At 63.0% G+C, this 19,912-nt stretch carries 17 protein-coding genes and 1 pseudogene; 8 read left to right on the forward strand and 10 right to left on the reverse strand.

Going from position 1 to position 19,912, the window contains the following annotated elements; genetic code table 11:
- The first annotated feature begins 28 nt into the window (after nt 1–28).
- The gene (dgcA, locus tag FJV80_RS15710) at nt 29–1,012 is read left to right on the forward strand and encodes an N-acetyl-D-Glu racemase DgcA (RefSeq protein WP_142876851.1); all 984 of its coding nucleotides are present in this window, start codon (nt 29–31) and stop codon (nt 1,010–1,012) included.
- Here the strand turns inward: dgcA and FJV80_RS15715 are convergent.
- Nucleotides 932–2,197: an MFS transporter gene (locus FJV80_RS15715; protein ID WP_095793698.1), complete on the reverse strand. Its 1,266-nt coding sequence runs from the start codon at nt 2,195–2,197 to the stop codon at nt 932–934. The genes dgcA and FJV80_RS15715 overlap by 81 nt on opposite strands.
- Nucleotides 2,198–2,321: 124 nt before the next feature.
- Nucleotides 2,322–3,137: a UDP-2,3-diacylglucosamine diphosphatase gene (locus FJV80_RS15720; RefSeq protein WP_142876852.1), complete on the reverse strand. Its 816-nt coding sequence runs from the start codon at nt 3,135–3,137 to the stop codon at nt 2,322–2,324.
- A 119-nt stretch (nt 3,138–3,256) separates the two neighbouring features.
- On the opposite strand from FJV80_RS15720, the gene FJV80_RS15725 reads away from it, so the two are divergent.
- From FJV80_RS15725 to FJV80_RS15740, 4 genes are all read left to right on the forward strand, one after another.
- Complete coding sequence (locus tag FJV80_RS15725; RefSeq protein WP_095789678.1) at nt 3,257–4,036, forward strand: SDR family oxidoreductase; 780 nt, start codon at nt 3,257–3,259, stop codon at nt 4,034–4,036.
- 175 nt (nt 4,037–4,211) lie between these two features.
- Nucleotides 4,212–6,536 (forward strand): NADP-dependent malic enzyme, encoded by a 2,325-nt coding sequence (locus FJV80_RS15730; protein WP_142876853.1) that lies wholly within the window; start codon nt 4,212–4,214, stop codon nt 6,534–6,536.
- 192 nt (nt 6,537–6,728) lie between these two features.
- A complete protein-coding gene (locus FJV80_RS15735; protein WP_142876854.1) occupies nt 6,729–7,409 on the forward strand; it encodes an outer membrane protein in 681 nt (226 codons plus the stop codon).
- 155 nt (nt 7,410–7,564) lie between these two features.
- A complete protein-coding gene (locus tag FJV80_RS15740; RefSeq protein WP_142876855.1) occupies nt 7,565–8,770 on the forward strand; it encodes a DUF2865 domain-containing protein in 1,206 nt (401 codons plus the stop codon).
- Here FJV80_RS15740 and FJV80_RS15745 read toward each other — a convergent pair.
- The 6 genes from FJV80_RS15745 to FJV80_RS15770 all read right to left on the reverse strand — a co-directional run bounded on the left by FJV80_RS15745 (nt 8,688) and on the right by FJV80_RS15770 (nt 16,803).
- A complete protein-coding gene (locus tag FJV80_RS15745) occupies nt 8,688–10,061 on the reverse strand; it encodes a glutamate--tRNA ligase (RefSeq protein ID WP_142876856.1) in 1,374 nt (457 codons plus the stop codon). The genes FJV80_RS15740 and FJV80_RS15745 overlap by 83 nt on opposite strands.
- A gap of 147 nt (nt 10,062–10,208) precedes the next feature.
- Nucleotides 10,209–11,390, reverse strand: a complete 1,182-nt coding sequence (locus FJV80_RS15750) for a hypothetical protein (RefSeq protein WP_095789674.1) — start codon at nt 11,388–11,390, stop codon at nt 10,209–10,211.
- A 206-nt stretch (nt 11,391–11,596) separates the two neighbouring features.
- On the reverse strand, nt 11,597–13,402 hold the full coding sequence (locus FJV80_RS15755; RefSeq protein WP_142876857.1) for an ABC transporter ATP-binding protein: 1,806 nt from the start codon (nt 13,400–13,402) through the stop codon (nt 11,597–11,599).
- A gap of 392 nt (nt 13,403–13,794) precedes the next feature.
- Nucleotides 13,795–14,205, reverse strand: coding sequence for a GNAT family N-acetyltransferase (locus tag FJV80_RS15760; RefSeq protein ID WP_095793742.1), 411 nt, complete (start codon nt 14,203–14,205; stop codon nt 13,795–13,797).
- Between the two features lie 53 nt (nt 14,206–14,258).
- Entirely contained in the window at nt 14,259–15,935 is a 1,677-nt protein-coding gene (locus FJV80_RS15765; RefSeq protein ID WP_095775341.1) for an NAD+ synthase, read from the reverse strand.
- A 151-nt stretch (nt 15,936–16,086) separates the two neighbouring features.
- Nucleotides 16,087–16,803, reverse strand: coding sequence for a DNA-3-methyladenine glycosylase I (locus tag FJV80_RS15770; RefSeq protein ID WP_095775340.1), 717 nt, complete (start codon nt 16,801–16,803; stop codon nt 16,087–16,089).
- An 86-nt stretch (nt 16,804–16,889) separates the two neighbouring features.
- Here FJV80_RS15770 and FJV80_RS15775 point away from each other — a divergent pair, with 86 nt between their 5' ends.
- A complete protein-coding gene (locus FJV80_RS15775; RefSeq protein WP_095775339.1) occupies nt 16,890–17,453 on the forward strand; it encodes a DUF1003 domain-containing protein in 564 nt (187 codons plus the stop codon).
- Complete coding sequence (locus FJV80_RS15780; RefSeq protein ID WP_095793691.1) at nt 17,450–18,037, forward strand: DedA family protein; 588 nt, start codon at nt 17,450–17,452, stop codon at nt 18,035–18,037. The genes FJV80_RS15775 and FJV80_RS15780 overlap by 4 nt, the downstream gene beginning before the upstream one ends.
- A 23-nt stretch (nt 18,038–18,060) precedes the next feature.
- Here the strand turns inward: FJV80_RS15780 and FJV80_RS15785 are convergent, their stop codons facing one another.
- Entirely contained in the window at nt 18,061–18,420 is a 360-nt protein-coding gene (locus FJV80_RS15785; RefSeq protein WP_095793690.1) for a diacylglycerol kinase, read from the reverse strand.
- Between the two features lie 78 nt (nt 18,421–18,498).
- On the reverse strand, nt 18,499–18,915 hold the full coding sequence (locus FJV80_RS15790; protein ID WP_142876858.1) for a GFA family protein: 417 nt from the start codon (nt 18,913–18,915) through the stop codon (nt 18,499–18,501).
- A 216-nt stretch (nt 18,916–19,131) separates the two neighbouring features.
- On the opposite strand from FJV80_RS15790, the pseudogene FJV80_RS35045 reads away from it, so the two are divergent.
- A pseudogene (locus FJV80_RS35045) lies at nt 19,132–19,912 on the forward strand (GGDEF domain-containing protein); the annotation flags it as partial.

Here is a 19,912-nt window from a genome sequence, read left to right on the forward strand (position 1 = left end):
CCTTCTCGCACAGCCGGAGCAGAAAAATATGGCGCGTGTCATTTCGGTTGAGGCGGAGCGTTTTCCAATCGCTGGCACCTTCACCATTTCGCGCGGCTCCAAGACCGAGGCCGACGTCATCACATGCACGATCAGCCAGGATGGTCGTAGCGGGCGCGGCGAATGCGTCCCCTACAAGCGCTATGGGGAAACCATGGACGGCGTACACGCCGCGATTGAGGCCATGCGCGAGCGGATCGCCGGTGGCATCGACCGGACCACGTTGCTCGACGCTATGCCGGCGGGAGCCGCCCGCAACGCCGTCGACTGCGCGCTGTGGGACCTTGAAGCCAAGATCAGCGGCAAGCCGGTGGCAAACGCAATCTGGCCGGCGCCGCTGCGCCCGCTGGAAACCGCCTACACACTGTCGCTCGGCGAAGCCGAAGCGATGGCGGCACAGGCCCGCGCCAATGCCGGCCGGCCGCTGCTGAAGGTCAAGATCGGCGGTGATAACGACATCGCCCGAATCCAAGCGGTGAGGCAGGCCGCGCCTGAGAGCCGAATTATCCTCGATGCCAATGAAGGCTGGACCGACGACAACATCGTGGCAAACCTCGCTTTTGCGGCGGCGCAAGGCATTGCGCTGGTCGAACAGCCCTTGCCCGCTGGCCAGGACCGGATCCTGCGCCACATCGGCCATCCTGTGCCGATCTGCGCCGACGAAAGCGTGCATGAGGCGAAGAACCTGGAAACGCTGGTCGGCCTTTACGATGCCGTCAACATCAAGCTCGACAAGTCGGGCGGACTGACGGCGGCGCTCATGCTGCGCGACCGCGCCCGCGAGCTCGGTTTCGGCATCATGGTCGGCTGCATGGTCGGCACGTCGCTTGCCATGGCGCCGGCGGTGCTGCTCGCCCAGGACGCCGATTTCGTCGACCTTGACGGTCCGCTGCTACTTGCCCGCGACCGTGTGCCGGGTCTCGTCTACCAGGGATCGCTCGTCTCCCCCCCGGACCGGGCGCTTTGGGGCTGAGCGCGCAGCAAGCCCGATCAGCACCAGGCCGGCGATCGCGATCGGGATCATCACCAGGAAACCATCGACGCCGAGACGGTCATAGAGCGGGCCGGAAGCCAGCGTAACCGCGGCCATGAAGAAGCCGTTGAAGAAATAGGCAATGCCTTGCGCCGCACCCGTGCGCTCTTCGGAGACGGTCTCGGCGATCATTCTCTGCAGGCCGATGAGCACCATGGCGACAGACACCGAGTGCAGTGACTGCACGGCGAAGAAGCCGGCGATGCCGAGCCCGAGCGGCCAGACCAGTGGAAAGATGATCCAGCGCACGATGGAGCCGATGCCGGCGATCACCATCACCTTGACGACCGACACGGAAGCGAAAATGCGGTTGAAAAACAAAAACATGCAGACTTCGGACACCACGCCCCATGCCCACAGCAGGCCGACGACGGAATCGCTGATGCCGATCGATTTCCAGTAAATGGAAACGAAACCGTAGAGGAAGGCGTGGCTGGCGGTGATAATGCCGACGCCAAAGGTGAAGTAGAGGAAATAGGCATTGAACAGGCTCGGGGCCGCGTGCTGGATTTCCACTGCCGACAACGGCGAGGCCTTGCGCGGGCGCCCCATGCGCGGCGCCAGCAGCCCGGCGACGAGCGCCGCGCCAAGGGCAAGGACTATGATCACCGGAACGGCTTGGGGTCCGGTGGCCGCCAGGATGAAGCCGCCCGCGACGTTGGCGCAGAGATAACAGATCGATCCCCATTTGCGCATGCTGGCATAGTTCGAGCCGAAGCGGCGCACGCCCGAAAGCGCCAGCGAATCGGCGATCGGCGAATGCGGCGTCCAGACAACGGTGAGCGCCAGCGACACAGCCAGCACCATCGCGTAGGTCGGGGTGAGGAAATAGCCCGCCGAGAGCAGCAGCGAGGCTGCCACCAGCGCGACATAGACATTGGCGCGGTCCCTCGCGCGATCGGCCAGCGTCGTCAGCAGCGGCGTGGTCACCACGCGCAGGAACATGGGCGCGGCCAGGATGACGGCGATCTGCTCGGCGTGAAACCCCTTGGCCTGCAGCCAGAGCGGAAAATAGGGCAGATGCGTGCCGAGCGATATGAACAGTGTGCCGAAGATCAGGCTCATGCGCAGTTCGAAATGGCGCGGCTTGACGAGCTGTTCTGGCGAAAGCGGCGGCAGGGACATGAATCGATCCAATTACGCCGCGCTCGATCTGCCGGCGACGTGGATCGATCCCTTAACATGGCGGAAAAGCAGGCGGAACCGGCTGGACCAATGATTGACGCTTAAAGTCGTCGCGACCTTCATGTCAGGCCGCCTGCCCGACCCGATCCTCGATGAGCATCGGGATGAAAGGTTCGTCCCACGACTCCGGCAGCACCTGCGCCCAGGTCAGGATTTCCATCCGGCCATCGAAGTGCTCCACCACGGCCGTGCAGCTCTCCACCCAGTCGCCGGTGTTGATGTAGCGAACGTCGTCGAAATTCTCGATCGCCGCATGGTGGATATGGCCGCAAATGACGCCGTCGACATGCGAGCGGCGGGCTTCCTCGGTCAGCACGGTCTGGAACGAGCCGATGAAGTTGACCGCCTTCTTGACCTTGACCTTGGCCCAGGACGAGAACGACCAGTAAGGCAGGCCGAGCAGTTGGCGCAGCCGCGTCACCACCCGGTTGACGTTCATAGCCGCGTCATAGGCGTGGTCGCCGAGATAGGCGAGCCAGCGCTGATTGTGGACGACGGTGTCGAATTGGTCGCCATGGATGACGAGCAGGCGCTTGCCGTCGGCGGTTTCATGGATGGCGCGGTCGGCGACGACGATGCCGCCGAAATGCACGCCCTGGAACTGGCGGGCGAATTCGTCGTGATTGCCGGCGATATAGGTGATCGAGGCGCCCTTGCGCGCCTTGCGCAGCAATTTCTGCACGACATCATTGTGGCTTTGCGGCCAGTGCCAGCTGCGCCGCAGCCGCCAGCCATCGACGATGTCGCCCACCAGATAGATGATATCGGCGTCATGGTGGCGCAGAAAATCGATCAGGAACTCGGCCTTCGCCGCCTTCGAGCCGAGATGGACGTCGGAAATGAACATGCTGCGGAAAGTGCGGGGCTCGTGGCCTGGCATCGCGATTTCATCCTTGCTTTCGCGCAGCCTATGCCCCGATTCATGCAACAACCGTATGACGGTTGCGATTGGTCCAGCCTAGGGACTAGCTTGCCGGCCAAATCACAGGAGAAATCGTCATGGATCTTGGTATCCGCGGAAAGAAGGCCATCGTCTGCGCTTCGAGCAAGGGTCTTGGAAAAGGCTGCGCCATGGCGCTGGCCGAGGCCGGTTGCGATATCGTCGTCAATGGGCGCAACGCCGAACTGGTGGCCAAGACCGCAGCGGAACTGCGCGCGCGTTACGGCGTGACGGTGACGGAAGTCGTCGGCGACGTTTCGAAACCGGAAGTGCAGAAGGCGCTGCTCGCCGCCTGCCCGGAGCCCGACATCCTCGTCAACAACAATGGCGGCCCGCCGCTGCGCGATTTCCGCGAACTCGATCGTGCGAAAATCCTCGAAGGCGTGACCCAGAACATGGTGACGCCGATCGAACTGGTGCAGGCCGTCCTCGACGGCATGGCGAAGCGCGGCTTCGGCCGCATCGTCAACATCACCTCGCTGTCGGTCTATGTCCCAATTCCCGGTCTCGACCTGTCGTCGGGCGCGCGCGCCGGCCTGACCTCCTTCCTCGCCGGCGTAGCGCGAACGGTGATCGACCGCAACGTCACCATCAACAGCCTCTTGCCCGGCAAGCTCGACACCGACCGGCTGCGCGGCCCGCATGAGGCCGGCACCGTCGAGGACCCTGCCGCGGCGGCCGCGCGCAAGAGCCGCATCAGCGCCGATGTCCCGGCCAAGCGGCTCGGCACGCCGGAGGAATTCGGCCAGATCTGCGCCTTCCTCTGCTCGGTTCATGCCGGCTATCTCACGGGCCAGAACATACCGGTCGATGGCGGCCTCTACGTTAGCGCGTTTTGATCGCAAGGTCTGCGAAGCGGCGCGACTCATCTGGCATGAAGTTGCCATAAGAACTTGATATTAAGGATTTTCTATGCACCGCCACTTAATGCTGCCGGCGCGTCAATTAGCGTCGCGAAAAATCTTGGCCGCATGCTAAAAGGACTCCCGACACAGGTTTCGAGGGAGCGGCCGTATGGAAGGCGAGAACAAGAAAACGGCACGTTCGGACCTCGACGAAGCCGCCCTCTACTTCCACAAGCACCCGACGCCGGGAAAGCTCGAGATCCAGGCAACCAAGCCGCTCGGCAACCAGCGCGACCTGGCGCTCGCCTATTCGCCCGGCGTGGCGGCGCCTTGTCTTGAGATCCGCGACAATCCGGCAACCGCCGCCGATTACACGGCGCGCGCCAACCTCGTCGGCGTCGTCTCCAATGGCTCGGCCGTGCTCGGCCTCGGCAATATCGGCCCGCTGGCCTCCAAGCCGGTCATGGAAGGCAAGGCGGTTCTGTTCAAGAAGTTCGCCGGCATCGACGTCTTCGACGTCGAGATCGACGCACCCGAGATCGAGCGCATGGTGGAGACCGTCGCCGCTCTCGAACCCACTTTCGGCGGCATCAACCTCGAGGACATCAAGGCGCCGGAGTGTTTTGAAGTCGAGGAACGGCTGAAAGCTCGCATGAGCATACCGGTGTTCCACGACGACCAGCATGGCACCGCCATCATCGTCGCCGCCGCCGTGCTCAACGGACTGGAGTTCGCCGGCAAGACCATCTCGGACATCAAGGTCGTCACCTCCGGCGCCGGTGCCGCCGCCCTTGCCTGCCTGAACCTGCTGGTCTCGCTCGGCGTGCGCATCGAAAACATCTGGGTCACCGATCGTTTCGGCGTCGCCTACAAGGGCCGCACCGACGAGATGGACCGCTGGAAAGACCCCTATGTGAAGGATACCGAGGCGCGCACGCTGGCCGATGTCATCCCTGGCGCCGACGTTTTCCTCGGCCTGTCAGCGGCGGGTGTGCTGAAGCCGGAACTGCTGCAGCACATGGCGCCAAAACCTCTGATCCTGGCGCTCGCCAATCCCAATCCCGAGATCATGCCGGAAGTGGCGCGCGCGGCGCGTCCCGATGCCATGATCTGCACCGGCCGCTCCGATTTTCCCAATCAGGTCAACAACGTCCTGTGCTTTCCTTACATTTTCCGTGGCGCGCTCGACTGCGGCGCCAGCGCCATCAACGAGGAGATGAAGATGGCTGCGGTGCGGGCCATCGCCGCCCTTGCCCGCGAAGAGCCTTCGGACGTCGCCGCACGCGCCTATTCGGGCGAGACGCCGATCTTCGGACCCGATTTTCTGATTCCCTCGCCCTTCGATCCCAGGCTCATCCTGCGCATCGCGCCGGCCGTCGCCAAGGCGGCCTGCGACACCGGTGTGGCGACACGGCCGATCACCGACTTCGCCGCCTATATCGACAAGCTCAATCGCTTCGTCTTCCGCTCCGGCCTGGTGATGAAGCCGGTATTCTCGTCCGCCAAGGCATCGAGCGCCAAGCGCGTCATCTATGCCGATGGCGAGGACGAGCGCGTGCTGCGCGCCGCCCAGGTGGTGCTCGAGGAAGGCATCGCCGAGCCGATCCTGATCGGTCGCCCGCACGTCATCGAGGTCAGGCTGAAGCGCTACGGCCTGCGCATCAAGCCGGGCGTCGATTTCGGCCTGATCAATCCCGAGGACGATCCGCGCTATCGCCACTATGTCGACCTGCTGATCGAACTTGCCGGCCGGCGCGGCGTGACGACGGAAGCCGCGCGCACCATGGTGCGCACCGACAACACCGTGATCGCAGCGCTGGCGCTCAAGCGTGGCGACGCCGATGCCATGGTCTGCGGCCTCGAAGGGCGTTTCGAGCGGCATCTGCGCAACGTGACGCTCATCATTGGCCCTCGCGCCGGCATCAAGGACTATGACCTGTCGACGCTTTCGATGCTGATTTCGCAGCGCGGCATCATCTTCCTCACCGACACCCACGTCTCCGTCGACCCGACGGCCGAGGAGATCGCCGAGATGACCGTGCTGGCGGCCGAGGAAATCCAGCGCTTCGGCATCGAGCCGAAGGCGGCCCTTCTGTCGCATTCGGATTTCGGTTCGCGCGATTCACCAAGCGCGCTCAAGATGCGCCAGGCGGCGGCAATCCTGGCGCGCATCGCGCCGGAGTTGCAGTGCGACGGCGAAATGCATGCCGATTCCGCGCTGTCCGAGCATCTACGCCAGCGCGTCTATCCGCATTCGCGGCTCAAGGGCGAAGCCAATCTGCTGGTGTTCCCCAACCTCGATTCGGCCAACATCACGCTGACGGCGTTGCGCGCCATGATGGATGCGCTGCATGTGGGGCCGATCCTGCTCGGCACCGACAAGCCGGCGCACATACTGACGCCCTCGGTCACGTCGCGCGGTGTGGTCAACATGACGGCTCTCGCCGTGGTCGAGGCAGCGCACAAGGCGCAGGCCGTCGCCAATCTGGACTAGGCTGAAGCCGGCTTCAACAGGCCGGCCCGGTCTTCCGGGCGGCATCCTCACGTGCCGGCGACAACTTGTTGCAAACGGGGTGTTGCCGACCGGCAACTTGCGATTGCGGAAAATCAACGTTGCCCGGAAGCGGATTTCGCGGGGAAGACCGACCTGATATGGTTGCGCATCTGATCTGACGGCGAGGACGTCATGAAAGGCTTGTTGCTCGCATCCGCATTGCTGTCGCTGATCGGCGGACAAGCTCTGGCCGCGGACGCCATCAGTGTCGAGCCCGCGACGGTCCATGACTGGTCCGGGGTCTATGTCGGCGGTCAGATTGGCTACGGTTTTGGACGGACTGACGCGACGTACAATTTGCCGAACACCCCAACGATCCGGGGTTCGCAGGATTACGATACCGATGGTTTCCTGGGCGGCGTGCAGATCGGCTACAACTATCAGATCAACTCCGCGGTTCTTGGCGTCGAGGCCGATGTTTCCGGAGCCGACATCAAGGGGCACTCCGACGAGATCACCTCCGGCTTGGGCGATGTTTACGACACCAAGGTGGACTGGTTTGGAACGCTGCGCGCCAGGGCGGGCTACGCGCTCGATCGTAGCCTGATCTACGGCACCGGTGGCCTGGCGTTTGGAAACGTCGAAAACCGGTATCTCGACGGTCCCCTCGATAGCTTTTCCGAGAAGAACACCAAGGTTGGCTGGACCATCGGCGCCGGACTGGAGCAAGCGATCACGGACCATTGGTCGGCGAAGTTCGAATATCAATATGTCGATCTGAGGGACCAGACCATCGACTATGCCCCGAACTCCAACACCACGTTCGACAACACGTTCAACGCGGTCAAGATCGGTATGAATTACAAGTTCTGACAGTCGGTGGAGAGATCTGCCGCGCCCCGTCGCTTTCCGGCTGATTGAACCCGCCCGCTGCCGCGATCGAGGGCAGGTAGCGGACCGCATCCGAAATAGACGATTAACCGGCAACGGGGTAGTTTGGCGGGCACAGGCCAGCGGGATTGAGGCGGATGACAAGCGGAGGGTTGAAGCGGGCGCATGCTGCCATGCTGCTTGGCCTCCTGCTGTCAGGCGCCACCATCGCCGAGCCACAGGCCGCCTCGCGGGTCTGCCGTCAATTGGAGGCCGATCTTGCCGCGGCTTCGCGTGGCGGCGGCGGTGGTCCGGCAATGATCCGCAAATACGATGCCGCGATCGACCGGCAGCGCGAACAGATCTCCAAGGCCCGCAGCCAGGCGGACAATGCCGGTTGCGGGTTTTCGCTGTTTTCCCGCAACATCAATCGATGCGCCGGGCTCAACGCCACCATCGACCGCATGAACGCCAATCTCGACGGTCTCCAGGCCAAGCGTGCCCAACTCGCCGGTGGCGGCGGCTCGCGTCGCGACCGTGGCCGCATCCTGGCCGCACTCGACGCCAATGGCTGCCGCGACGACACGGTTGCGCCGCGCCGCGCGCCGCTGCAGGAAGCCGACCGCGAGGAAGACGGCAACACCAACCTGTTCGACCAGCTTTTCGGCGGCGACGACCAGCCGAGCGACACGCCTGACCAGCCGGACGATCCCGGTGAGGAACGCAATGTCGGCCGCGTCCTGAACCTGCCCGGCGTTCCAGACGCTCCGGGCACCGGCGGCGAGTTCCACACCACCTGCGTGCGCACCTGCGACGGCTATTTCTTCCCGATGTCGAATGCCGCCTCGGTCGGCGATTTCGAGCGAGACCAGAAGAATTGCGAATCCAGCTGCCCCGGCACGGAGATACAGGTCTTCTATTCGCGCGGCATGGACGACGATTCGGCCTCGATGACCTCATCGGTCACCGGAAGGCCCTACAGCGAGCTGCCGACCGCCTATCTCTACATGCAGTCCAACATGTCGCGGCCGCCGGCCTGCGGCTGCAATGCCGCGCAGAACTTCCAGATCATTGGCGGCAACCCGCCGGCCCCGCAACAGTCGCTGCCGGAAACGGAAGCGGCACCGTTGGTTCCCATGCCGGCCTCCAAGCCCGATCCGGGGGCCGACCCGGAAACCCTGGCCAACGGGGACGGTGGGCTCGACCGCGACGCCATCAAGCGGCTTTCCGCCAAGCCGGTGACGTCGCCGGTATCCGCCTTGCCGCCGGAGCAGCGCAAGGTCAGGGTCGTCGGGCCAACGTTCCTTCCCGACCCATCAGCGGCAATAAATCTGCAAGCTCCGGCCCCGAAGGCAGTCCAGTAAGGGCAAGCCTCAGCGGCATGAACAGCCCCTTGCCCTTGCGCCCTGTCGCTTCCCTGATCTTGCCGGTCCAGTCCTTCCAGACCGCTCCGTTCCAGGGCTCTTCGGGCAGGACTTCGAAGGCCTGTCCGAGGAAGTCACGATCGTCGTCGGAGAACTCCGGTCTGTCCTGCGGCCCCTCGCGCAGGATACGCCACCAGCCCACCGCATCGGCAAGCCGGTCGAGATTGCCGCGTACCGCCAGCCAGAACGGCTCTGCCTGTTCGCCGGAGATGCCAAGCACCATCAGCCTGTCGCGCGCCTCGTCGAACGGCATGTGGTGCATCAGCACGCGGTTGAGGACGAACAGGTCGTCCGGATCGAACTTGGCCGATGATTTCGAGGTCGCGGCCGGATCGAAGTGGCCGGCGAGATCGGCGAGGTCATGCGCGGCCGCGACATTCTCTGAGGTGCCGACCAGAACGGCGAGCGACGCGACGGCCATCGGCTCGATGCCATCCTCGCGCAGGCTTTCGATGGAGAGTGCGCCGCTGCGCTTAGACAGCCCTTCGCCCGAGACGGTGGTCAAGAGATTGTGGTGGCCGAAGACAGGCGGCTCGGCGTCCAGAGCCTTGAACAGGGCAATCTGCACGCCGGTGTTGGTGACATGGTCGTCGCCGCGGATGACGTGGCTGACACCCATCTCGATGTCGTCGACGACCGATGGCAAAGTGTAGAGATAGGTGCCGTCCTCGCGCACCAGCACTGGATCCGAGAGCGAAGCGAGATCGACCGTTTCCTCGCCACGCACCAGATCGTTCCAATGAACCTCCGTGCGTTCGGGCTGCAGCGGATCGCTGGTGAAATTGGGCAGCAGGAAGCGCCAGTGCGGCCGGCGCCCGTCGGCCTGGTATTCGGCCACCTGCTCCTGTGTCAGCGCCAGGGCCTCGCGGCCATAGACCGGCGGCAGGCCCCGCGTGCGGCGCACCTTGCGCCTCAGGTCGAGTTCTTCCGGCGTTTCATAGCAGGCGTAGAGAACGCCCGCCGCCTTCAGCCGCTCGACCGCCGCGTCATAGACCTCGAAGCGCCGCGACTGATATTCGGTGGCATCGGGGAAGATGCCCAGCCAATGCAGGTCGTAGAGGATGGCGTCGGCGAATTCCTGCTTCGAACGGCCAATGTCGGTGTCGTCGAAGCGCTGGATGAAGCGGCCCTTGTTGTTCAGGGCAAACAGCCAGTTGAACAGAGCGGTGCGCGCATTGCCGATATGGATGCGGCCGGTCGGTGACGGGGCGAAACGAACGGTAACTGTCATGAGCGGGGCGTACCGGATGCCTTTGTGATTGACAAGATGCGCCCCCGCGCTGGTCGGCACACATAGAACATGATGCGGGCGATGAAAAGACTGAGGCCATGCGCGGCGCATGGCCCTTATCCGATCAGAACAGCTGGTTGAAAGCGATCAGCGGCCGAAGTCGTCGGAACTGAGGCGGGTCCAGCGGTCGCCCATCAACCCACCGATAAAGATGTCGCCGGAGCGGACCGCTTGCGCGACCTCGGGGATGCGCGAGCGCACCATCGTCCCCCCGGCATAGCGGAAGAAGACATTCTTGTAGCTGAAGAGTTGCGGCATGAACCTGCTCTGCGTCTGCCCGATGATGCCGGCGCAGCCCATATTCCACGCGTCCTCCATCACGCCATCCAGCGTCGCACCCCAGTGAGGTCCAGAGGACTGGAGTTGCAGCAGGTTCGCGATGCCGCCGGCCTGACCGTAGAAAGCGTAGCAACCGAGCATTTTACCGGCTTCGTCGTAGGTCCCAGCAAAATGAAGGGGGCCGTCGGCCCGTTTCTCGGCCGCCAGCGCCAGCAGCCGTGGCAGCTCGCCATCCTGCCAGCGCGGCCGCAGCGAGTAATCTGAGACAAGGGTCGGCAGCCGCTCCGCAAATAGCGCGGCATCCATCGGTTCGCGATGGATCCGGTGTGACGAGGAATGCTGGACAGGCGGCTCGAACCTTTTTCTCGTAAAAGCATCGAATGCTCGGGCGCAGGGATCGAGCACGAAGCGCGGCAGGCCCGGCCATTTACCGCGCGCCACGGCCGATGCCACCGCGGCCGGGCGGAAAATGCGGGTCCATCCCAGACAATGCGTCGGCAGCAACTGGTATTTCATCGGGCGCGCGAAGGCCAGGGATACCCGGTTGGCCGAATCGGTCAGGTGCAAATCGAATTCGCCTTGATGCACGGCACGCAGCAATTGCGGCCCGGCCGAACCGTGATCGGTGCCGGTGTCAGCCATGAGCGGACCGATGATCGCGGCATTCAATGTCGCGCCGTTGAGCTCGTAGCGGGCCTTCAGGACACCGAGGAAGCCACCCAGATCTCCCTGCGGGTTGATCTGGACAAGAGCGTTGCTCGCGCCTGGCTGGCCGGCAGGGTCGAGATAGATCTTTCTCATATACTCGGCCGTCTCAGCGATGGCGCGATCGAGGAGGTGACGTCGCCGACGGCGAAACTTCGTCAGGAAGAGTGCGGCGACCCGCTCGAGATCTTCGGCGGCGAGTGGCCGAACCGAGCCATGGTGAATTGCCAGCACCGGCGGCGCAGCTACTTTTTCCGCACCGGTATCTTCGGAAGCAAGATGCATAGTGAAGCCGAAATCCTGCGCTGACCAGTTTGATCCCAGGGCACGGGCTTACGATCCCTGGGTTGCTTTTGCGTAAACAACCCGCAACCAGTGGTAGAAATAGCGTGTTGTACCCCGGCATTATAAAAAAGTATGCCGCGCAGGTCACTCTGTCTGACAGCGCCTGATGGAGATGGCCTCCGGCCGATGGCGGAGGCCATCTCAGGTCAGATGACCAGTCCCTTGGTGAGTTCGAGCGCCTGACGCTCGAACAGGCGGCGGTAGATGCCACCCTTCAGCCGGATCAGTTCGTCATGCGAGCCTTCCTCGACGACGTTGCCGCGATCGAAGACCAGCAGCCTGTCGAGCGCTCGCACCGTCGACAGCCGGTGCGCGATGACCAGCGTGGTGCGGCCGACCATCAGCCGCTCCATCGCCTGCTGGATAAGCACCTCCGATTCCGAATCGAGGCTCGACGTCGCCTCGTCCAGGATCAGGATGCGCGCATCGGCCAGGAAGGCGCGCGCGATGGCCACGCGCTGCCGCTCGCCGCCCGACAATTTCACGCCGCGCTCGCCGACCAGCGTGCCATAACCCTTTGGCAGGCTGGTGATGAAGTCATGCGCGCTGGCCAGCTTCGCGGCATGCTCGATCTCCTCCTGCGTCGCGTTTGGCCTGGCATAGGCGATGTTTTCGGCCAGCGAGCGATGGAACAGGATCGGCTCCTGCTGGACGATCGCGATCTGCCCGCGCAGCGACGCCTGCGCCACCTGCGAGATGTCCTGGCCGTCGATCAGGATCTTGCCCGCATTGACGTCATAGAGCCTCTGGATCAGCTTGACGAATGTCGTCTTGCCCGAACCGGAGTGACCGACGAGCCCGACGCGTTCACCCGGCGCGATATCGACCGAAAAGTCGCGATAGAGCGGCGACCGGTGATTGCCGTAGTGAAAAGTGACCTTGTCGAAGCTGATCGACCCTTGCGTGATCCGGATCGGCCTGGCGCCGGGCCGGTCCTCGATGCCGAGCGGTTCGGACTGGAAATCGACCAGTTCCTCCATGTCGTTGATCGAACGCTGCAAATTGCGGATATGCGTGCCGATATCCCTGAGATAGCCCTGCAGCACGAAGAACGAGGTCAGCACGAAGGCGACGTCGCCGGCGCTCGCCTGCCCCCACGACCACAGCAGCAGCGACAGGCCGATCACCGCGGCGCGCATGACCAGCAGCAACGCCCCTTGCGTGGTGCCGTTGACGGTGCCGCGCACCCAGGTGCGCCGCGTGCGCGCCCGCCATTTGGCGACAACCCTTGCAAGGCGGCGCTCTTCGCGCTCCTCGGCGCCAAAGCCCTTGACCACGGCGTTGCAGCTGACAGCGTCGGCAAGCGAACCGCCAAGGCGCGTGTCCCAGGTGTTGGCGAGCCTGGCCGCCGGCGCGACAAAGCCAAGCGACAGCATCGCCGTCACCATGATGAACAGCACCGAGCCGGCAGCAACGACCACACCCATCAGCGGCCAGAACCAGCCAAGCAGCAGCGTCGAGCCGACGAGCATGACGACCGATGGCAAGAGCGCGATCAGGATGGTGTCGTTGAGCAGGTCGAGCGCCCACATGCCGCGCGTCACCTTGCGCACGGTCGAGCCGGCAAAGCTGTTGGCGTGCCAGTCGGTGGAAAAGCGCTGGACGCGATGGAAGGCATCGGCGGCAATGTCGGCCATCATCTTCAGCGTCAGTTCGACGATGCCCATGAACGCCAGGTTGCGCAGCACGACGCCCGTCAAGGCAAGCGCCATCAATATCGAAAACGCCGTCATGGCGGCGTTCCAGGCAATGGCGTCCGCGCCGGCGCTGCTGGCGACGGCGTCGACCAGGCGGCCAGAATAGAGCGGCGTCAGGACGTCGGCCAGCGTCGACAGCAGGAAACCACCCATGATCAGCGAAAGCCGCCAGGGCTGGCGCCGCCAATGGGTAAGTGTGAAACCAAGAACGCTGCGAAAGGCGCTCGCGCGCAAATCGATCTTGAAACGAGCCATGATGTCATTCGGGCGCAAACGAGCCCGATCCCAGTAAGGTCGAAAATTGAAGAAGCCGCGCAAGGGGCGAATGATTGCCCAGAAGCGGAATGGCATATTTTGGCGTCACGCCCGTAGTCGGGCGGCGACCGGCATCGGCATAAGCCTGTGCTCAATTTGGCTCCGATGCGAAGGACGGACCTTCGCGCGGCGCCAGATGAGGCCTAGGCTTCGCGGCCTCGCATTACCATTTTAAATACTGCCATTCGGACCTCCCGCAAATGAATCGCGGAGTGGTCCTTATAGAGACGCTCTGATGCAACGCCAAGACGGGCCTTGCCAAAAAGCGTATCCGGTGCAACCAATGCGATTATTTTGCAACAACGGCGGCGGGAGCTTTCGCCGCGTTGCGGTCACTGAGGCGTGCGGTCCAAGCGCATGTATCGGCCATCGGTCGATGCCTTGAAGCCCAGCTTTTCGTAGACCCCATGCGCATCACCGGTCGACAGGCTCCAGTGCGAGACGGTGCCGAGCTCGGGATGATCGATGAGTGCCTGCACCAGCCGCTGGCCAATGCCCTGCCCGCGATTCTCGGGCCAGACGATGATGTCGGCGAGATAGGCGAACACCGTGCGGTCGGTGATCGCCCTGCCGAAACCGACCTGCTTTCCGTCGATGTAGGCGGCGGCGCAGAACGAATTGGCGAAGGCCCGGCGATGAAACTCGTCGCTGCGTCCAGCCCCCCAATAGCTCGCCATCAGCAGGTTGGAGGTCGCACGGAAGTCGATTCGCGCAAGGTCGAAGCTGATCTCACAGTCCAGCATGGCTGTCTCGCCTCGCGGCATCGCGTATTTTCGCCCATTGGACGAACTGCGCGTTACCCACGATCCCTGAAACGGTTGGTGATGGGATAGCGGCGATCGCGGCCGAAATTCTTACGGGTGATCTTCACCCCCGGTGCCGCCTGCCGGCGCTTGTATTCGGCGATGTAAAGCAGGTGTTCGATGCGCGTCACCGTCGCCCGGTCATGGCCGCGCGCGACTATGTCGTCGACGCCCATCTCATTCTCGACCAGGCATTCGAGGATGTCGTCCAGCACCGGATAGGGCGGCAGTGAATCCTGGTCGGTCTGGTTCTCGCGCAACTCCGCCGACGGTGCCTTGTCGATGATGTTCTTCGGGATGATCTCGCCCGATGGCCCGAGCGCGCCCGGCGGCACATGGCTGTTGCGCCAACGCGACAGCGCGTAGACCTGCATCTTGTAGAGGTCCTTGATCGGATTGAAGCCGCCATTCATATCGCCATAGAGCGTGGCATAACCGACCGACATCTCGCTCTTGTTGCCTGTCGTGACCACCATCGAGCCGAATTTGTTGGAAATCGCCATCAGAATGGTGCCGCGCGCACGGCTCTGCAAATTTTCCTCGGTGATGCCCTCCTTGGTGCCCTCGAAGAGCTGCGTCAGCGCATGCAGGAAACCTTCGACCGGCTCGAAGATCGGCACGATGTCATAACGGCAGCCGAGCGCGCGGGCGCAATCCTCGGCGTCCTTGAGCGAATCCTTCGAGGTGTAGCGGTAGGGCATCATCACCGCGCGCAACCGCTCCTCGCCGAGCGCGTCGACGGCAAGGGCGGCACAGATCGCCGAATCGATGCCGCCGGACAGGCCGAGCACCACATTCTTGAAGCCGTTCTTGTTGACGTAGTCGCGCAGGCCCAGCATGCAGGCGCGATAGTCGGCCTCCTCCCGCTCGGGGATCTTCGACATTGGCCCTTCCGAGCAGACCCAGCCGTCCTCCCCGCGCTTCCATGTGATGACGTCGACCGCTTCCTCGAACTGGCTCATCTGGAAAGCCAATGTCTTGTCGGCGCCGATGGCAAACGACGCGCCGTCGAAGATCAGCTCATCCTGACCGCCAAGCTGATTGGCATAGGTAATGGGCAATCCGCATTCGATGACCTGGCGGATGACGACCTGATGGCGGACATCGATCTTGGCCCGATAGTAAGGCGAGCCGTTCGGCACCAGCAGGATTTCTGCCCCGCTTTCCGCCAGCGATTCGCAGATGCCGACATCGCCCCAGATGTCCTCGCAAATCGGAATGCCGATGCGCACGCCACGGAAATTGACAGGTCCCTGGATCTCGGGTCCTGCCTGGAACACGCGCTTCTCATCGAACTCGCCATAATTCGGCAGGTCGAGCTTGTAGCGTTCGGCGATGATCTTGCCACCATCGGCGACGACGATCGAATTGTGCGTCCCGCTCTTGCGCTTCAGCGGCGTGCCGATGATGACGCCGGGGCCGCCATCCGATGTATCGGCGGCAAACTCCTGCGCCGCCTTTTCGCAGGCCTTCAGGAAGGCCGGCTTCAGCACCAGGTCCTCGGGAGGATAACCGGCGAGGAAAAGCTCGGTGTAGAGCACGAGATCGGCGCCCTGGCGCGCGGCATCCGCCCTCGCCTCGCGGGCCTTGGCGAGATTGCCGGCGACATCGCCGACGGTCGGGTTGAGCTGGGCGATCGCGATGCGCAGTAGGTCGGGCTTCTTGGTCATGCCTGCTGACTTAGCGCGGCACAATTCGCCTCGCAATGGCGTTGGCTTGGACCAAACCCGACCGAATGACAGACGTCATTCGTGTCCGACCGACCGATATCATCAATCGTGTCGGAGCGATTGACGTGGTCAGTCGTGTCGAGACCGTCGATCAGTCGTCGCCCATATATTCGCGCAGCGACTGCGGAGAATGGTTCTCGCCGATCGACATCGCCAGGATGCGCGAAATGTGCCGGCGCGGCAGGCTGGTGTCCGCCACCCATTGATTGATCTGCGCCTGGATCTTGTCGAGGTCCCTCTTCGAGGTCGGGCTTTCGGCGATGTCGAGGCCGGCGTCACGAAGCGCTGCTGCCATGTCGGCCGAGATGACGAAGGCATCCCAGCCCAGCCAGCGCAGGAAATACTGGCCCGTATTGCCGCCCAGCCGGCTGCCATGCTTGCCGAGATAGGCCATCAGCCCGACCTGGTCGTCGGCAGGCCAGTTGGCGAGGAATTCGCCGAAGCCGCCATGCTCCTTCGACACGCGTTCGACGAAGGCAGCGTTGTCGCGCACGGATTTGATTTTCTGCGGGTTGCGCACAATGCGCTGGTCGGAAGCCAGATCGTGCCAGAAATCGTCAGGCTGGAACAACAGCCGCTTCGGCTCGAAGCGCAGAAACGCCTCCTCGAAACCGGGCCATTTCTGCTCGATGACCCGCCAGACGAAACCGGCGGCAAAGATCCGCTCGGCCATGGTCGAGAGAATGCGGTCGTCCGGGGTATCGGCGACCGCGGCATTGTCGGGCACTGGCCCAAGCAGCGTTGCAAGCTCGGCTTCGCCGCCCTTGCGCTTTGCCGCGCGCAGGCGAATTTTCTGGAAATCGGCCATGGGTCCCTCGCTGTTGGCTTGAATGTAACACTTCCCGCGAGAGGCGGCAGCCTCTACGTCTATCTCCACTGACGACGGAGACGGCCATGAACAAGACAATCGACGACCTAGCGAACCGCTGGCTCAAGCGACGGCCGGACGGCCTCAGCCAGTTGGAGAGCCGCGTGCTGCAATCGACGCTCGAGCGCACCACGATCTCCAGGGACACCAACAAGGCCGTCGCTTTCCACCAGACCTTTGGCGACCGCCTCGCCGATACGATCGCCCGCATCGGCGGCTCCTGGTCCTTCATCCTGGGCTTCATCGCTTTCCTGGTTGTCTGGACAGTCGGCAATGTCTGGCTTTTGACGCGCGATGCCTTCGACCCTTACCCGTTCATCTTCCTCAATCTGGTGCTGTCGATGGTCGCCGCCTTGCAGGCGCCGGTGATCATGATGGCGCAGAACCGCCAGACCGAACGCGACCGCATCGACGCCGCCCATGATTATGAGGTCAATCTGAAGGCCGAGATCGAGATCATGGCGCTGCACGAGAAACTCGATGAACTGCGCCACAGCCAGATCATCGGCATGCGCGACGAGATCGTGCGGCTGACGGAAGCGGTCAAGCGCATCGACGAGAGGCTGGCGCGGCAGCAGTCGGCCTCATGACCGAAGCGATCCATCCTTTCATCGAACAATATGGGCTGCTTGCCGTCTTTCTCGGCTGCGTCGCCGAAGGGGAAAGCGCCGCCATCCTCGGCGGTTTCTTCGCCCACCAGAATGTTTTCGTGCTGTGGCACGCTGTTGTCGCGGCAGCGCTCGGCGCCTTCGCCGGCGACACCTGCTTCTTCATCCTGGGCAGAAGTTTTGCCGATAACCGCCATGTCGTCAGGCTGCGCAGGCGGCCGGGCTTCCGCCGCGCCTACCGTCTGCTCAACACCCATCCCAACATCTTCGTGCTGTCGAATCGCTATGTCTACGGCATGCGCCTGGTTGGTGGCATCGCGGCCGGCCTGTCGACCATAGCAGCACCCCGCTTCGTTATCCTCAACGCCATCTCATCGACGATCTGGGCGGTGCTGTTCAGTACGATCGGCTATGTCTTCGGGCTGGGCGCCGAGCATTTCGTCGGCCAGGCGCTGATGCGCCACGAGCGGCTGTTCATCGGGCTCGGCATTGGCCTCACCGTGGCCGTGCTGGCCTGGCTTGTCGCCCGCCACATCGCCAAGTGGGAACGTCGCCGGGAGCAGTGATGCCGCCGGCCTCGCTCGGAAGGTCAGATTGGAAGGCCGGTGATCCGCTCGATGAGCGCGATGCCCCAGACGCCGGCGACGATGACCACCGAGATCAGCACCGCCAGCGAACCGCAATCCTTGGCCAGCTGGATGTCGACATTGAACTCGCGGCTGAAGGCATCGCAGGCCGCCTCGATGCCGGTGTTCAGCACCTCGACCATGATCAGCAACAGCACCGCCCCGACCAGAAGCGCATAACCACGCCAGGAGACTGAAACGAACCACGCAGCGGGCAAGGCGAGCACCAGCAGCATCAGTTCCTGTTGGAAAGCCTTCTCGCTGGCGGCCAGCTTGCGAAACGCCCGCACCGAATTGAAAAAAGCGTCGATCAGCCGCTGCATGCCCAAACCTCTTTGCGAGTTACCGGCACGAGATAAAGCAACGGCCCGATCAAGGGAATAAGGCGTCTTGTCCAAAATTCATTCAGCGACCGCTATCGAAGGCGTCGACTTTTCAAACTGCGGCAACCCGTCGTCGATCGAATAATAGTCGCCCTTGTCACCAACGAAGATATGACAGTCGCCCTTGAGACTTGTCGGCTTGTCGAACGCTCCCGCCATGACCGAAATATAATCTTGAGCCCTTGGCTTCCAGAACAGCACGGAGCCGCAAGTCTTGCAGAAGCCGCGCCCGGCGAAAGCGGACGCTTCATACCATGTGATGCTTTCGGCGCCTTCGATCACGATGTCGGCGTCGGCGACATTGGTCGCGGCATAGAAATGCCCGCTTTGCTTCCGGCATTGCGAGCAATGACAGTAGACGACGCCGCGCAATGCTCCCCTTGTCCGGAAGCGGACCGCTCCGCACAGGCATGATCCCTGGTGACTGTCACTCATTTCGGCGCTCCTGGAGAAACCTCGCCCAGCATCATTGCCAGGATTCCAGCTTTGCGGTGGTTGCGCGCAAGCAAATGCGACATCGATTGGCGTGACAGATTCGAAATTCCATCGGCACAACAGGCGGATTTCGAAGTCAAAGCCCTCAAACCGGACGCTTTCCCGCTGTGGTGGTACAAGATTTATGCTTCTACAGCCACAGGTAGCGAAAAACCCATGGAGGTCGTGCGGATTAAGGAAACTTTAGCGCCACCGCATCTATGGTCACGCCAAGCGAAGATGGCGGGTGGGGACGCGTCTCTTCGCAAGATGTTCTGGACTATCGGGTCGCGCTCCCCAGGTCGGCGATCAATGGAACCCGCAAATTCCGCGTCGGGATCCGAGGGGAAGAGTGGATCAGACATGCAGCCGGCAGCAGCCACGACCGAACGAAACACCGACATCGCAGCCACGGTTGTCGCGACCATGCGCCAGCTTGGCGTCCTCGGCCTGCCGCGCAACTACGAAATCTTCTACGAGGCATTGAGCGGCACCAACCGCGAGCTCAGTCTCGCCGTCGTGTCGCTGAGCAGCCGGCCGACGCAGGATGAATTGGATAAGATCGGACGCGCCTTCTTTGCCCAGAACCACGGCCCCGGCATCGTCGAGCACGCGCGGGACGTCATCGCCCGGGAACTCGAGGAGGTCGCGGCGCTTTTGCGGAGCGAACGCAGCCACATCGAAAAATACGGCAGGATCCTCGACGAGACATCGAACGGCCTGAATGGCCGCAGCTTGCTCTCGCAGGACCTTCTGCAAAAAATCGCCAACGCCATGGCCGTTGCCACCAATTCGACGATCGATCACGGCAAGCAGATCGCTTCGACGCTCAGCGACAAGACGGCCGAACTCGAAAGCGTCAAGTCGAAGCTCGAGGAATACAAGCGGCTGGCCGATACGGACCCGTTGACCCAGATTCGGAACCGCCGCGCCTTCGACAAGGAAATCACCCGGATCT

Origin of the sequence: Mesorhizobium sp. WSM4310 (assembly GCF_007003935.1) — a bacterium.
GTDB lineage: Bacteria > Pseudomonadota > Alphaproteobacteria > Rhizobiales > Rhizobiaceae > Mesorhizobium.